Below are 16,048 nucleotides of genomic sequence, written 5' to 3'. Positions count from 1 at the left end.
AGCGTGGACCCTAGGCCTTATCCCGTATTTTGTTTTGGGCTACGGTCAGCATCAGCTTGATTCGATTCAGCTGATTTACTTCTGAAGCACCGGCATCATAGTCCACGGCAATGATGTTTGCTGTGGGGTTATGCCGCTTCAGCTCTTTGATGACACCCTTTCCGACAATGTGGTTCGGGAGGCATCCGAAGGGCTGCGTACATACGATATTATCTACCCCTTCGGACAAAAGTTCAAGCATTTCTCCGGTTAAGAACCAACCTTCTCCGGTCTGATTTCCCAAGGAGACATATTCTCTGGCAAGAGAAGCTAGTTCCCGTATTTCGCTCGGTGCGGTAAAGTGCTTGGATTTCTGCAATTCCTTCTTCGCCGTCTTACGGAAGGACTCCAGTAAACTGATTGCGATATTGCAAAGAGCTTGTCCCTTCCAGGAAGCCCCTAAGTTCTCATGCTTAAAGTTCTGGTTGTAGAAGCAGTAGAGCAGGAAGTCCATAAGATCCGGCATCACGGCTTCAGCTCCCTCTTTTTCAAGGAGCTCCACAATGTGGTTGTTGGCAAGTGGAGAGAACTTTACAAGGATTTCTCCCACGATGCCGACTTTCGGCTTTTCTTCCGAGGAGAGCGGAATGTTGTCAAAATCACGGATAATGCCCTTTACATTCTTACCGAACTCAAAAAGCGGAATGCTTCTCTTGGAAAGGCTTTCCTGACAGATTTTCTTCCACTTCTGATGTACCGCTTCCGCAGCACCGGCCTGCAATTCATAAGGCCTTGTGGCGTAGAGAAGACGCATAAAGAGGTCGCCGTAGACCACGCCCTGTAAAGCTCTTGTGAGAAGCGGAATTGTGATTTTAAAGCCCGGAGTGGATTCCATCCCGTTGGCATTTAAGGAAATAACGGGGATTTGTCCCATTTCCGCCTTGTCCAAGGCTCTACGAATAAAGCCGATATAGTTGGAAGCACGGCAACCTCCTCCGGTTTGAGACATGATGACTGCGGTCTTATTTAAGTCATATTTTCCGGAAAGGAGTGCTTCCATAACCTGCCCTACCACGATAATGGAAGGATAGCAGGAATCGTTATTTACATACTGCAGTCCCGTGTCGATAGCGGAACGGTTATCGTTGTCCAGCACCACAAGATTGTAGCCCTCCGCACGAATTGCCGGCTCAATGAGCTCAAAGTGCAGCGGAGACATCTGCGGACAAAGGATAGTGTAGCCTTCTTCCTTCATATCCTTGGTAAAGAGGGTTCTCTTGTACTGCTCGGAACGAATCTTTCTTCTGTACTTCTTCTCGGAACGCACGCGGATAGCGGCGAGGAGAGAACGGATACGGATTCTTGCGGCACCGAGGTTATTGACCTCGTCAATCTTTAATACGGTGAAAATCTTATCGGAGCCGTTCAAGATGTCTTTTGCCTGATCCACTGTCACGGCATCCAAACCGCAGCCGAAGGAGTTTAACTGGATGAAGTCCAGATTTTCCTGCGTTTTTGTAAAGGCTGCCGCACGGTAAAGACGGGAGTGGTACATCCACTGGTCGGTTACAATAATCGGGCGTTCCACTTCCGCAAGGTGGGAAATGGAATCCTCGGTCAGTACGGCAAAGTTGTAAGAAGTAATCAGCTCCGGGATACCGTGGTGTATTTCCGGATCACAGTGGTAAGGACGGCCGGCAAGGACAATGCCTCTGTGACCGGTTTGCTCCATCCATAGCAGGGTTTCTTCTCCCTTTTCTTCAATATCCTTTCTGGATTGAAGAAGTTCTTCCCAGGCAAGATGCGCGGCATTTCGAATTTCCTTCTCCGTAAAATTCCATTCCTTAAACTGTTCGCCGATTTTCTCTATCGTCCAGTCTCCGGCGGGCTTCACGGAATCCTTAATCTGCTTCGGATGCACAAAAACCTTGGTCAGCTGATCCGTAAGAATTTTCTCATTGGTAAAGGCGAGGAAGGGCTTCATAAAGAAAATGCTCTTTTCCTCGAGGTTCTCGACATTGTTTTTGATATTTTCCGCATAGGAAGTCACCATGGGGCAGTTGTAGTGATTGCCCGCACTTGGAGTTTCGTTTCTTTCATAAGGAATACAGGGATAGAAAATGAACTTCTGTCCCTTGTTAATCAGCCACTCGATATGTCCGTGTACGAGCTTTGCCGGGTAGCACTCGGACTCGGAGGGAATGGATTCAATCCCCATTTCGTAAATCTTCTTGTTGGAAGAGGGGGAGAGCACCGTACGGAAACCGAGCTCCTTAAAGAAAATGGCCCAGAAAGGATAATTTTCATACATATTTAAAACTCTCGGAATGCCTACTTCACCTCTTTTGGCTTCTTCCGGAGAAAGCGGCTCATAGCCGAAGATTCTCTTTATCTTGTACTTAAAGAGGTTCGGAATTTCGGACTTGGCCTTTGGAAGTCCTGCACCGCGTTCACAGCGGTTTCCGGAAATGAATTTCCTGCCATGACCGAAATCGTTTATGGTCAGCACACACTTGTTGCTGCAAAGTCCGCAGCGGCTCATAGTATTCTCATACTGTAAGTCTAAAATTTCATCCAAGGAGAGCATGGAAGTTTTCTTGTAGCCGGCCGCATCAAGCAGTGCCTTATCCTCTTCTCCTGCAAGAATCTCGTTTTCCAGTTTTTCCGTTTCGATAAAGTAGCGTTCTTTGGCAATAAGAGCGGCACCGAAGGCTCCCATGATTCCGGCAATATCCGGACGAACTACATTCTGTCCGAGAGTTTCCTCCAAGGCACGAAGTACGGCGTTGTTATAGAAAGTTCCCCCCTGTACCACGATGTGCTTCCCGAGGTCCTTCGGATTCGTTACCTTGATAACCTTATATAAGGCGTTTTTAATCACGGAGTAGGCGAGACCCGAGGAAATGTCAGCGACGGTGGCACCTTCCTTTTGGGCCTGCTTTACATTGGAATTCATGAAAACGGTGCAACGGGATCCGAGATCCGTGGGGTTCTCTGCAAAGAGGGCTTCCTTCGCAAAATCTTCTACGGAATAACTCAAGGACTTTGCAAAGGTCTCTAAGAAAGAGCCGCATCCGGAGGAACAGGCCTCATTTAATTGCACATTATCCACCGTGCCGTCCTTAATATGAATGCACTTCATATCCTGTCCGCCGATGTCCAGAATACAGTCCACATCCGGCTCAAAGAAGGAAGCGGCATAGTAGTGAGCAATGGTCTCCACCTCACCCTCATCCAGCTGAAAGGCTGACTTAAGAAGCGCTTCTCCGTAACCGGTGGAGCAGGAGTAGGCGATTTCCGCATCGGAGGGAAGCTGTTCTTTGATTTCCGCGACAGCACGCATGGCAGTTTTAATGGGAGAGCCTTCATTTCCGGAATAAAAGGTATAGAGCAGTTCTCCGTCCTCGGAAATTAAAGCAAGCTTTGTTGTGGTAGAGCCCGCGTCGATTCCGAAGAAGACTTTTCCGTGATAGTTCTTTAAATCTCTTCTTTTTACTTTTGCCTTTTCATGTCTTCTTATAAATTCCGCATATTCCTCCTCGGAAGAAAAGAGCGGATTCATTCTCTTAATCTCACTGTCCATTCGGATTCCGGCACGCAGGCGGGGAATCATTTCGGAGAGATAAACAGGCGCATTTTTTTCCTCTGCATTTAAGGCGGATCCCATAGCAGCATAGAGGTGAGAGTTCTCCGGATTGATTATTTCCTCATCCGTAAGCTTTAAGGTACGGATAAAGCTGTTCCGAAGCTCCGGCATGAAGTGGAGCGGACCTCCAAGGAAGGCAACATGACCGCGGATGGGCTTTCCCTGCGCCAGACCGGAGATGGTCTGATTGCATACGGCCTGGAAAATAGAAGCGGCAAGGTCTTCTCGAGCTGCACCCTCGTTAATCAAAGGTTGAATGTCGGTCTTCGCAAAAACACCGCAACGGGCTGCAATAGGATAAATCATCTGAAAGTTCTTTGCGAGCTCATTTAATCCTGCCGCATCGGTATCAAGAAGAGATGCCATCTGGTCGATAAAGGAACCGGTACCGCCGGCACAGATGCCGTTCATTCGCTGGTCGATTCCGCCCTTAAAATAAATAATCTTCGCATCTTCTCCGCCAAGCTCGATGGCAACATCCGTCATGGGATAGTTTTCCTTTAAGGCCGCCGCCACGGCAACCACCTCCTGACAGAAGGGTTGTCCCATGTGCTTTGCAAGGGTCAATCCGCCGGAACCGGTCACCACAATACGACAAGAGAGGTCACCATGTGCCTCTTTTGCTTCTTCTAAAAGGTCTGCCAAGGTTTCTTGGATATTGGCGAAATGCCTGCGATAGTCTGAAAAAATAAGATGATTCTCCTGATCAAGGATAGCTACCTTTACGGTAGTAGAACCAATGTCAATGCCCAGTCTGTAAGTTTCCGTCATAAATACACCCAATCTATACTTTCTAAGTCTTAATAAAAATTGTTTAAATTAAGAAATAAAACCAACAGTCTGTTACTCTAGCACAGTTCAGGATAGGCAACAAGGAAGGCTTTCTAAAAAAAAAATAAAAGTTTAGTTGAAGGAAAAATTCTGCAAAAATAATTTTTAACGTTATATAATTAAGAAAATAGGACAACGCTGCAGTGCTTCCTTTTTTGTATGATAAAATCCGTATATTTATTTGATTTTACAGAAGATAAACCTTCGGTTTACTAAACTCTACCACGCTTCGGTTCACTCTTTTTTTGAACATAGCTACAATATAGGCAAGAATAAATTAAAAAAGGAGATTAGGCTATGAATAATCCATCGATGGGTGATATGATCAGTACACTAAGAAAAGAAAAAGGAATGACCCAAAAAGACTTGGCGGATAGGCTAAACATAACCGACAAGGCTGTTTCCAAATGGGAACGAAATCTAGCTTTTCCGGATACGGCTACGATCCCCGGACTTGCTGAAATCCTTGGCATATCCGTGGAAGAACTGATGAACGCGAAGTCCATTCCCGAACATGGACACAAAGGTGCTTCTTACTTATTGAATATCATCTTGAAGGCTCTACCTACTGCAATGGGCATTGCTGTTCTTGTAAGTTCCTTATTGGGGGAACTTGACCGGAAATCCGCTTTTACCATGCTGGGAATTGGGCTTCTTTCTGTGGGAATTTACCTGCTTAGATTGAAGGACTAAATAGGGAAATGCTCTCTGGAAAGAGCTTTGTGAGTTGCTATGTTATTGTTTACCTTCCCACCATTTTTGTAGTTCTTTCTTTCCTATATCAGATTTCCTACGGCATGAAAAATCCTTAAACAAGAATAAAAACCCCGGGGCAACGCTTGAAAAAATAGAAGAGTGCAAGTATACTTTCAGCGTGTTTTGAAGAAAATACAGTGCAGTTTTATCTTAATAGTCGGATATTAAGAAAGGTGGAAAATGAGCATTTTAGACCGATTGGAAAGAAAACTGGGGCGCTATGCCGTTCCCAATTTAATGAAATATATATGTGCGATGTATGCATTGGGATTTTTGATTCAGATTACCGCACCGGAGTTTTATTTTTACTATCTGGACTTGGATCCGGAAGCCATTCTTCATGGACACATTTGGAGAATCTTAAGCTTTCTGATTTATTATCCTACGGCAAACGGATTCGGCTCCATATTCTGGGCAATTATCGGAATCATGGTTTACTATAGTATAGGAAGAACTTTGGAATATCTTTGGGGGAATTTTCGTTATAACTTTTTCTTTTTTTCCGGGGTCATTCTCTATAACGTGGCGGGAATCCTGATTTATCTTTTAACCGGTGTATCCCTTCAATTGAATCCGACCTATATGGGATTCAGTATTTTTCTGGCCTATGCTTTGACGTTACCGGATACGGTGTTTTATCTGTATTTCTTTATTCCGATTAAGGCAAAATATCTGGCGCTCATGGAGACTTTACTATATCTGTATTTTCTGGCGGTGAGTCAGAGTCTGGGCGAGAAGCTTTCCATTGTATTGTCTTTCGCGAACGTTCTCTTGTTTTTCTTTTTGATGAACCAGGGGAAGAGGAAGAACATTTTCAATATCAGAAATTATAGATAGGAAAGTAAATTAGGATATAGACTGATACAAAGTTTATTACGGAAATAGAGTATTACGATATATATAGAGTTTAGAAGATTTAAGGAGATGAATATGAGAAGAACGAAAATGGTATGTACGATGGGACCCAATGAGAATGATTACGGTGTAATGAAGGCCATGGCGGAAATCATGGATGTTGCCCGCTTTAATTTTTCACACGGAGACCATGAGGAACACCTTGAGAGACTGGAACTCCTGCGCAAAGTGAGAAAGGAAGTGGGAAGACCGATTGCTGCACTGCTGGATACCAAGGGCCCGGAAATCCGAACCGGCCTTTTGGAAGGTGGACAGAAGATTAGCTTAGAAGAGGGAGCGAAGATTATCCTGACTACAGAAGAGGTAGTGGGAACCAAGGATAAAATCTTCATTAACTACGACAAGCTGCACGAGGATGTAAAGCCGGGAAATGTAATCCTGATTGATGACGGTTTAATCGGCTTGGAAGTAGAAGCTGTAAAGGGAGTAGAGATTCATTGTAAGGTGACGAACGGGGGAGAACTTGGAGAGAGAAAGGGTGTGAATGTACCCGGTGTACCGATTCAGTTGCCTTCTATCACGGAGAAGGATGTAGAAGATATTAAGTTCGGTCTTGCAGAAGACTTTGATTTTGTGGCGGCCTCTTTCATTCGTTCCGCAGATGCGGTAAGACAGATTCGCTCGCTTATCAATGAAGCCGGGTCGCAGATGAAGATTATTTCCAAAATTGAGTCTCAGGAAGCACTCGACAATATTGATGCAATTATTGAGGCATCGGACGGCATCATGCTGGCAAGAGGAGACCTCGGTGTGGAAATTGAGGCAAAGCGCATTCCGCAACTCCAAAAGGAAATTATTCAAAAGTGTAACTATCATGGAAAACTCGTCATTACCGCAACCCAGATGTTGGATTCCATGATTCGAAATCCGCGCCCTACGAGAGCGGAGGTCACAGACGTAGCCAATGCGGTTTACAACGGAACGGATGCGGTGATGCTTTCCGGAGAATCTGCAAATGGAAAATACCCGATTGAGGCTGCAAAGACCATGGCGTCTATCGTGGAGTATACGGAACAATTCCTGGATTACAAACAGTTTAAGACCAGAATGGTGGAAAAGACCGTATACGAAAGCATCGGAAATGCGATGTGTGCAGCTTCCGTGACGACTGCATCGGAGTTAAAGGCGGCAGCCATCGTGGCATCGACACTCTCCGGTGTTACTGCTTCCATGATTTCGAAGTATCGTCCGATTACACCGATTTATGCGCTTTCACCAAGTCAGGTCGTGACCAGACAGATGATGCTGTTCTGGGGTGTGACTCCCATTTGGGCAAGAAGAGCAGAGACGACAGACGAGCTTTTTGAAAGTTCCATTGAGGAGTTGAAGGACAGAAAATTGCTGAAGAGCAAAGACATCTGTGTCATTACGGCAGGTGTGCTCTCTCGCTTACAGAGAAAGCAGGCACCGACCGGTACCAACATTATGCGTGTTATGGAAGTAGACTAGGATTTTACTTGAAAAGTCCCTCTAGCTTGTTTAAGATAGAGTGGACTTTTTTTTATTCTTAACAAGTGGCGCAGGCGAAGCCTGAGACATCTTGTTCATAATGAGTATCGTGCGCAAAGCGTGCGATCTTTTCGTTGGACAGGTAAAGAGGGATGTTCCGTCCTCTATGAAAACTTGCTAAAAAGAGAAGTAAAAGGTATAGAGTGGGTTTGTAAGGTGATAAAACCGAAGGAGAAAAGATGAAGAAAGCATTTGTGGATTATCGAAAAGCCAGGGAAATTGCGGAAACGTATCCGACTCCGTTCTATCTTTACGATGAGGAAGGAATTCGAGAAACCGTCAGAAATCTCTATAAAGCCTTTTCCTGGAATGAAGGATACAGAGAATATTTCGCGATTAAAGCGACGCCGAATCCGTCCATTCTTCGCATCTTGAAAGAGGAAGGCTGCGGAGTGGATTGTTCCTCCGATGTAGAACTGAGTTTGGCAGAGGCTTGCGGATTCTCCGGATCGGAAATCATGTTTTCTTCCAATGATACGCCGGATGAAGAATATGTTTTTGCAAATCGTCTTCACGGTATCATCAACCTGGATGACTTTAGTAATATTGAAGAAGTCAGTGAAATTCTAGGTGTACTTCCGAAGACGATGAGCCTGCGCTTTAATCCGGGAGGCTATTTCAGCATCGGAAACACCATCATGGACAATCCGGAAGAAGCCAAATACGGGATGACCGAGGCACAGATCCTGGAGGGCTACCGGATATTAAAGGATAGGGGAGTGGAGCACTTCGGCATACACGCCTTTCTTGCTTCCAATACAATCAGTAACGACTATTATCCCGAGCTTGCAAGACAACTTTTTTCTTTGGTTGTAAAGATTAAGGAAGAATGCGGTATTTCCTTGGAATTTGTAAACCTTTCCGGCGGCGTGGGGATTCCTTACCGCCCGGAGCAGGAGGCAACCGACATTTTCCTGATTGGAGAAAAGGTGAGAGAGGTTTATGAGGAAATCCTTGTGAAGAACGGTCTCGGACACATACGACTTTGTTCAGAGCTTGGACGCTATGTTTTAGGACCTCACGGGGCATTAATTACAAAGGTTTTGCATTTTAAGAATACCTATCGGCATTATGCGGGTGTGGATGCCTGTGCATCGAATTTGATGCGACCGGCCATTTATGACGCCTATCATCATATTACCGTGCTCGGGAAGGAAGATGCAAAGGAGACGGAAGTCTATGACGTCGTCGGTTCTCTTTGTGAAAATAATGATAAGTTTGCAAAGGGGAGAGAACTTCCTAAGCTGGAAAAAGGAGACTTGCTCTTTATCCATGACACCGGTGCACACGGTTTTGCTATGGGCTACAACTATAACGGAAAGTTATGGTCTTCAGAACTTCTCTTACAAAAAGACGGTACCGTGAAAATGATTCGCCGCGCGGAGAAGGACACCGATTACTTTGCCACCCTGGATATTGATGAAGGACTGAGCAAGTATTTACAAATCAGGAAATAGAGTCCGGAAGATTACAATTTGTTTTTAGACGAAATGCTGTGGCTTTATGCATGGTATTGGGTTAGTGATATTGGAAAAGTAAAGAGAGGCAGTATGGCATTAAAGAAAAAGGCCGTAACCGGCATGAAGGACATTTTACCGAGAGAAATGGCGGTGAGACAAAGGGTACTATCCACGATACGAAAGGTCTATGGGGGCTTCGGTTTTACCGAAATTGAGACACCCATCGTGGAGCATCTTTCCAACCTTCTCAGTAAGCAGGGAGGAGATAATGAGAAGCTCATTTTTAAGGTGGAAAAAAGAGGAGAGAAGCTGAAGGAGGCCTTGGAAAAGGGAGATTTCGAGAATCTTTCCGATTCGGGACTTCGGTACGATTTAACGCTTCCGCTTTCCCGCTTTTATGCGGAAAACCAAGGGAATCTTCCTTCCCCCTTTAAAGCTTTACAAATCGGTCCGGTTTTTCGTGCCGATCGTCCGCAGAAAGGACGCTTCCGAGAATTTTGGCAGTGTGACATCGATATTTTCGGGGACGCAAGTTATCTTTCGGAAATTGACCTGCTCCTTGCTATGGGAACGGTCTTACAGGAAATCGGTTTCGGAGAAAAGTATCCTTTTTATATCGTATTAAATGACCGTGCTATCCTAAAAGCCATGCAGAGCTATGCGGGATTTCCGGAGGCGGATTTTTCGGAGATTTCCATCGTTCTTGATAAAGAGGATAAGATCGGAAGAGAGGGAGTTCGCGAGGAACTGCTTTCTCTCTCTTACACGGAGGAGCAGATTTCCCGTTATGAGGACTGCTTAAATCTTGTGAAGGGGGATAAGGAAGATATTCTGAAATTACAGGAAAAGCTCGGTGCGCATCTTGATGAAGAGGTCGGAAAGAATCTGTATCAGATCATGAAAATGGTGGAAGAGAGCGGAAAGGGCGCGATTCCCCTTCGCTTTGATCCGACCCTTGTGCGCGGAATGGGCTATTATACCGGACCGATTTTTGAAGTGCGTTCCACGCTTTTCTCCGGCTCTATCGGAGGGGGCGGAAGATATGATAAGATGGTGGGAAAGTTTATCGGTGTGGATACTCCTGCAGTAGGATTTTCCATCGGCTTTGAAAGAATCATCGGCATCCTTTTGGAGGGAGAAGAGGAGGAGCAGTCGGAAGGAAAAATTGCTTATTTGGTAGAGAAGAGAGTTTCCGAAGAGAAGCTTTCCGCCTGTCTTTCCGAAGTTATGCAAAGAAGAGCCAAGGGAGAAACAGTGCTTCTTACCCAGATGAATAAGAATAAGAAATTCCAAAAGGAAAAGCTTAGTGCGGAAGGCTATAAGGAATTTGTAGAAATCTACGGAGACTAAAGGCGCATTGCAGGACTTTTTAGAATAAAAAGACTATATAGAACGGAAAAGAAAAGAGGAAATTATGGCAGAGTCAATGAAAGGTTTACACAGAACGGCCAGATGTGCCGAGCTGGGAGAGAGCTATATCGGAAAAACGGTTTGTATGATGGGTTGGGTACAGAAGTCCAGAAATAAGGGCGGTCTTATTTTTACCGACCTTCGTGACCGTTCCGGTATTCTGCAGATTCTTTTTGAGGAGCAGGAATGCGGTAGCGAGGTATTTGAGAAGGCAAGTGAGCTAAAGCAGGAGTATGTCATTGCCGTAGAGGGAGAAGTGAGAAGCCGTGGAAAGGACAGCAATGCGGCACTTTCTACCGGCTCGATCGAGCTTGTTGCAAAGAGCCTTCGTATCCTTGCGGAAGCGGATACCCCTCCGTTTCCAATCGAAGCGGATTCCAAGACGAAGGAAGAGCTTCGATTAAAGTATCGTTATCTGGATTTAAGAAGACCGGACCTTGCGAAGAAAATTATGACGCGTGCCAGACTTTCTCAGCTTATTCGCCATTTCCTGTCCGAAGAGGGCTTTTTGGAGATTGAAACACCGACTCTCATTAAGTCCACACCGGAAGGAGCAAGAGACTTCCTTGTGCCGTCCAGACTCCACAGAGGTGCCTTTTATGCGCTTCCCCAGTCTCCGCAGCTTTTAAAGCAGCTTCTTATGGTTTCCGGAATGGATCGTTATTTTCAGCTCGCAAGATGCTATAGAGACGAGGATCTAAGAGCGGACAGACAGCCGGAGTTTACTCAGGTGGATATGGAACTTTCTTTCGTGGATATCGAGGATGTTCTGGAGGTAAATGAGCGCTTGTTAAAGTATATCTTTAAGGAAGTTTGCAATGTGGATATTGCCCTTCCGCTGCAGAGGATGACTTGGGACTATGCGATGAATCACTATGGCTCCGATAAGCCGGATCTTCGCTTTGATATGCCTCTTATTGAGCTTACGGAGGCGGTAAAGGACTGCGGATTTTCCGTATTTTCCGACTGTGCAAAGGCCGGCGGAACAGTAAAGGGTATTTTGGTAAAGGGGCAGGCGGAGATGCCCAGAAAGAAGCTGGATTCCTATGTGGAGCTGGTTAAGGGCTATCACGCAAAAGGGCTTGCCTGGTACGGCGTACATGAAGACGGTACGGTAAAGTCTTCCTTTGCAAAGTTCCTTTCGGAAGAGGATGCAAAGAGACTTGTAGAAGCATCGGGACTCGAAAAGGGTGATTTACTTCTCCTCGTTTCCGATGTAAAGAAAAATGTGGTATGGGATTCTTTGGGAGCACTGAGGCTTGTGCTTGGAAAGGAACTCGACTTAATCGATAAGACACAGTGGAAGTTCCTTTGGATTACGGAGTTCCCGATGTTTGAGTATTCCGAGGAGCTGGGACGTTATCAGGCTATGCACCACCCCTTCACCATGCCGATGGAAGAGGATTTACACTACCTGGATACAGATCTTTCGAAGATTCGCGCCAAGGCATATGACATTGTTTTAAACGGAACAGAGCTTGGAGGCGGTTCCGTGCGTATTCACCAGAGTGATGTGCAGGAGAAAATGCTCGAGAAGCTTGGGTTTACACCGGAGAGAGCAAATGAGCAGTTCGGCTTCTTAATGCAGGCCTTCCGGTACGGCGTTCCTCCTCATGCAGGTCTTGCTTATGGCTTGGACAGACTGGCAATGTGGATGGTCGGTGCGGAAACGATTCGTGATGTGATTGCCTTCCCGAAGGGCAAGGACGGATCGGATGCCATGATGGATGCCCCTGCTGAGGTATTTGATCCGCAGCAGCTTCTGGATTTGAATATTGCTGTCATAGCCGAGGAAGAAAAGAGTGAATAAAAAGGAATTTTTACAGGCTTTAAGAGGGGAGCTTATCAATTCTGTTTCAGGACAGATTATTGAGGAACAGCTTCGGTTTTATAGTGAGTATATTGATACGGAAATGGGCAAGGGAAGAGGAGAGGAGGAAGTAGTAGCCGAGCTCTCCGCCCCGAATCTTTTGGCGCGAAGCATTATTGAAGCGGCTGATGCGGGAGGAGACCGTGTGGCAAGAACCACTCCCTTCCGCTATGAGGAGAAAGACATCAACTATGCTTCGGATGAAGAGGACCTGCGTTATCAGGGAATGGCTTCCGAAAAAGACAGGTTCGACTCCGAAACGGAAAGCCTTCGTTATGAAAGACGGGAGAGCAGTTCGAGCGGAAGCGGAAATTACAGCGGCGGAAGAGTTTATGGAGATAGAGAAAACACAAACTATCATAACACTGGCTACGGTAACGGCGGAGAAAACCACGGTTACAGGCCTTATATTCCGGTAAGCAGTACCGGTTGCCTCATTTTCACCATTGTTGTGATTGCACTTTTGGTACTGGCGGTGTTGGTTTTTGTGGGAATTCTGTCTTTCCTTGCACCGATCCTTTTCCCGGTGCTCTGTATTGCCGTGATTTTATGGTTGCTTTCGGGGATATTGAATCGATAAAGGGCAGTTCAGCTCATGGATGAAAATGCTCTTTTTCGACTGATTCATAACGAGTATCGTACGCAAGGCGTGCGATATCTCGTTTTATCATTGTGAAGCGATAAAGGAGAAAAATGCAAAGATTTGAATTGATTGTACCCTGTCATTTTGGGCTGGAGTCCATTTGCAAAAAGGAAATCCATGACCTCGGTTATGAGGTCTCTTCCGTGAGCGATGGAAAGGTGCAATTTATCGGGGACGCGGAAGCTATCGTGCGGGCCAATATTTTCCTTCGCACAGGAGAAAGAGTGCTATTGAAAGTCGGATCCTTTCATGCGGAGAGCTATGAGGATCTCTTTCAGGGCACAAAGGCCCTTCCTTTAGAGGACTTCCTTCCTGTCGATGCTTCCTTTTGGGTCACGAAGGCCAGCTCCGTAAAATCCAAGCTTTTTTCCCCGAGAGACATTCAGGCGGTGATGAAGAAGGCGATGGTAGACAGGCTTGCTTCCGTTTATCATCAAACTACGTTTTCGGAGCACGGGGCTAAGTATCCCTTTCGTGTTTCGCTCTATAAGGACGAGGTTTTGGTTTGCCTGGATACGAGCGGAGAGTCTTTGCATAAGAGAGGGTACCGTTTGAAAATGGGAAAGGCACCCATTAAGGAGACTTTGGCTGCAGCCCTCATTCTTCTCAGTAAGTGGAGAGATGATGCACCCTTTGTAGACCCGATGTGCGGTGCCGGAACCTTTCCGATTGAAGCAGCTATGATTGCAGCCAATATTGCACCGGGCATGGAACGGAGTTTTACGGCGGAAGAATGGTTGAATCTCATTCCGAAGAAGGAATGGTACAGTGCACTGGAAGAAGCGGAAGACAATATTGACCGGCACTTACTGGAAACGAAGGAAAACAGCTTCGGAAAAATGGTGGATATTCAGGGCTATGATATTGATCCCGCGATGATTCCCGTTTGCAGAGAAAATGCGGAAAGAGCGGGGGTGGCAAAGCTCATCCATTTTCAGGAAAGAGAAGTGGCAAAACTGTCGCACAGTAAGAAGCACGGCTACATTTTGACGAATCCGCCTTACGGAGAGAGAATCGAGGATAAACGAAATCTTCCCTTGCTCTATACAGAGCTTAGAGAGGCCTTCGAGGGACTTTCCGAGTGGCAGCTTTGTCTGATTACGGCTTATGAACAGGCGGAAAAATACCTCGGCAAGGCCGATAAAAACAGAAAAATCTACAACGGAATGATGAAGACATATTTTTACCAGTACAAAGGGAAATAGGTGCGTAAAATGCGGATTATCTTTGCAACGCATAATGAAGATAAGTTACGGGAAATTCGGGAAATCATGCGGGAATTTCCGGGGGAAATCAAAAGCAAGAAAGAAATCGGGGAATTGGGAGATGTTGTGGAAAACGGCAGCTCCTTTTTGGAAAATGCGGAGATCAAAGCACGTGACTTATATGAAAAGCTGAAAGGGAAGGGGATTCTACAGGATGGAGATATCGTGATGGCGGACGACTCCGGCCTTTCCATTGAGGCGCTTTCCTTCGGCCCCGGAATTTATTCCGCGCGCTTTTTGGGGGAAAACACAGCGTATTCGGAGAAGAATAAACGAATTCTTGCCATGCTTAAGGAGGCTTCCAATAAGAGTCGCTATGCTTACTATACTTGTGCAATCGTGGCGATTCTTTCCGACGGGAAGACTTTAAAAACGGAAGCTCGCTGCGAGGGAGAAATAGCAGAGGAAATAAGAGGAGAGGGGGGATTCGGCTATGATCCCATCTTCTTTATTCCGGATTGCGGTAAAATGGCTGCGGAACTTTCCGAGGAAGAAAAGAATCGAGTCTCTCACAGGGGAAAAGCGCTTCGAAAAATGGTGCGTATCCTGAAGGAAGAAAATGCGCATTTAGAGAGAAAACAAGCTTCGGAAGACAAGAAGGAAGGAAAGCCGAAGGAGGATTCGAAGAAAGCGCAGGAGACCGTTTCCGAAGAAGAAAAAAAGATTCTTGTGGTGTCTGACAATCATAGAAAGCTGGAAACGCTGTTTCAATTAATCGATGCCAATCCGGATATCAGCTGTTTTCTGCACTTAGGGGACAGTGAAGGGGGAGAAGAAGAGATTCGTGCTCATTTGCCGAAGAAATGTGACAGCTATTTTGTACAGGGAAATAATGATTTTTTTGCTTATTTACCAAAAGAGGCGGAAATCAGATTGGGAAAGGAAAGACTTTTTCTTACACACGGTCACCTTTACGGAGTGAATTTTGATTTACAAAGACTGGCAGATGAGGCAAAGGACAGAAATTGCAGTATGGCTCTTTTCGGGCATACGCATAAGCCTTGTCAACGTACGGTGAACGGCGTACTGTGTATTAATCCCGGATCCATCAGTTTTCCGAGGCAGGATAACAGAAGGCAAAGTTATGCCATGTTTTATTTGGACAAGAAGGGGAATCTTCGAACGGAACTCCGCTATATTTAAGATGGATTGGATAATCTGCATTTTTACTATTCTTTTGACCAAAAAATTCTTGACAAACAAATTGAAATTCGCTACTATAAACGAGTCGCACATGATGCGTTTACGATTCAGTAGCTCAGCTGGATAGAGCAACGGCCTTCTAAGCCGTGGGTCGGGGGTTCGAATCCCTTCTGGATCATTTTGCGAGAATAGCATGGTGGCCATAGCGTAGTTGGTTATCGCGCCAGATTGTGGTTCTGGAGGTCCCGGGTTCGACTCCCGGTGGCCACCCTTTTTTTTTGAGAAGGGTTTTTATTTTCCCTTATCTCGCAATATTGGAGGGTGGCAGCTGTGGCACTCACCAGCCTTAGGGCCATCGCCAAGCGGTAAGGCACAGGCCTTTGACGCCTGCAGTCGTTGGTTCGAATCCAACTGGCCCTGTTATGAGACACTAGCTCAGTCGGTAGAGCACTTGACTTTTAATCAAGTTGTCGCGGGTTCGATTCCCGCGTGTCTCATTCCTTTTTTAAGGGACATGCGGATGTGGCGGAATTGGCAGACGCGCCAGATTTAGGTTCTGGTGGGCGACCGTGCAGGTTCAAGTCCTGTCATCCGCAGTAAGAAAATAGAGATGTTTATCTT

10 protein-coding genes and 5 tRNA genes are annotated in these 16,048 nt (G+C 45.9%); 14 read left to right on the top strand and 1 reads right to left on the bottom strand.

Features of this window, described 5'->3' with window-relative positions; all coding sequences use genetic code 11:
- Positions 1-10 precede the first annotated feature (10 nt).
- Positions 11-4,396, bottom strand: coding sequence for a 2-hydroxyacyl-CoA dehydratase (locus HMPREF9624_RS03470; protein WP_009536552.1), 4,386 nt, complete (start codon positions 4,394-4,396; stop codon positions 11-13).
- Between the two features lie 357 nt (positions 4,397-4,753).
- Between HMPREF9624_RS03470 and HMPREF9624_RS03465 the strand changes: the two genes are divergently transcribed.
- The 14 genes from HMPREF9624_RS03465 (at position 4,754) to HMPREF9624_RS03400 (ending at position 16,023) form a co-directional block, all read left to right on the top strand.
- On the top strand, positions 4,754-5,149 hold the full coding sequence (locus HMPREF9624_RS03465; protein WP_009536551.1) for a helix-turn-helix domain-containing protein: 396 nt from the start codon (positions 4,754-4,756) through the stop codon (positions 5,147-5,149).
- 243 nt (positions 5,150-5,392) lie between these two features.
- Positions 5,393-6,049, top strand: coding sequence for a hypothetical protein (locus tag HMPREF9624_RS03460; RefSeq protein WP_009536549.1), 657 nt, complete (start codon positions 5,393-5,395; stop codon positions 6,047-6,049).
- Between the two features lie 93 nt (positions 6,050-6,142).
- Positions 6,143-7,576, top strand: a complete 1,434-nt coding sequence (gene pyk, locus HMPREF9624_RS03455) for a pyruvate kinase (RefSeq protein WP_009536548.1) — start codon at positions 6,143-6,145, stop codon at positions 7,574-7,576.
- 239 nt (positions 7,577-7,815) lie between these two features.
- Positions 7,816-9,093 (top strand): diaminopimelate decarboxylase, encoded by a 1,278-nt coding sequence (locus HMPREF9624_RS03450; protein ID WP_009536547.1) that lies wholly within the window; start codon positions 7,816-7,818, stop codon positions 9,091-9,093.
- 18 nt (positions 9,094-9,111) lie between these two features.
- The gene (gene hisS / locus HMPREF9624_RS03445) at positions 9,112-10,446 is read left to right on the top strand and encodes a histidine--tRNA ligase (protein WP_009536546.1); all 1,335 of its coding nucleotides are present in this window, start codon (positions 9,112-9,114) and stop codon (positions 10,444-10,446) included.
- A 64-nt stretch (positions 10,447-10,510) separates the two neighbouring features.
- Positions 10,511-12,316: an aspartate--tRNA ligase gene (aspS, locus tag HMPREF9624_RS03440; RefSeq protein ID WP_009536545.1), complete on the top strand. Its 1,806-nt coding sequence runs from the start codon at positions 10,511-10,513 to the stop codon at positions 12,314-12,316.
- Positions 12,309-12,956: a DUF1700 domain-containing protein gene (locus HMPREF9624_RS03435; protein ID WP_009536544.1), complete on the top strand. Its 648-nt coding sequence runs from the start codon at positions 12,309-12,311 to the stop codon at positions 12,954-12,956. Before aspS ends, HMPREF9624_RS03435 begins: the two co-directional genes overlap by 8 nt.
- Positions 12,957-13,069: 113 nt before the next feature.
- Positions 13,070-14,224, top strand: coding sequence for a THUMP domain-containing class I SAM-dependent RNA methyltransferase (locus tag HMPREF9624_RS03430; RefSeq protein ID WP_009536543.1), 1,155 nt, complete (start codon positions 13,070-13,072; stop codon positions 14,222-14,224).
- Positions 14,225-14,233: 9 nt separating this feature from the next.
- Entirely contained in the window at positions 14,234-15,427 is a 1,194-nt protein-coding gene (rdgB, locus tag HMPREF9624_RS03425) for an RdgB/HAM1 family non-canonical purine NTP pyrophosphatase (protein ID WP_009536542.1), read from the top strand.
- Positions 15,428-15,531: 104 nt separating this feature from the next.
- Positions 15,532-15,605: transfer RNA gene (locus HMPREF9624_RS03420), tRNA-Arg, on the top strand.
- Between the two features lie 18 nt (positions 15,606-15,623).
- Positions 15,624-15,697 (top strand) — tRNA-His (locus HMPREF9624_RS03415).
- Between the two features lie 78 nt (positions 15,698-15,775).
- Positions 15,776-15,847, top strand: a tRNA-Gln gene (locus HMPREF9624_RS03410).
- Positions 15,848-15,851: 4 nt separating this feature from the next.
- Positions 15,852-15,924 (top strand) — tRNA-Lys (locus HMPREF9624_RS03405).
- Between the two features lie 19 nt (positions 15,925-15,943).
- Positions 15,944-16,023: transfer RNA gene (locus HMPREF9624_RS03400), tRNA-Leu, on the top strand.
- The last annotated feature ends 25 nt before the right edge of the window (positions 16,024-16,048 follow it).

It is taken from the genome of Oribacterium asaccharolyticum ACB7, assembly GCF_000238075.1.
Classification (GTDB): Bacteria; Bacillota; Clostridia; order Lachnospirales; family Lachnospiraceae; genus Oribacterium; species Oribacterium asaccharolyticum.
This window is presented reverse-complemented; position numbering and strand designations above follow the sequence as displayed.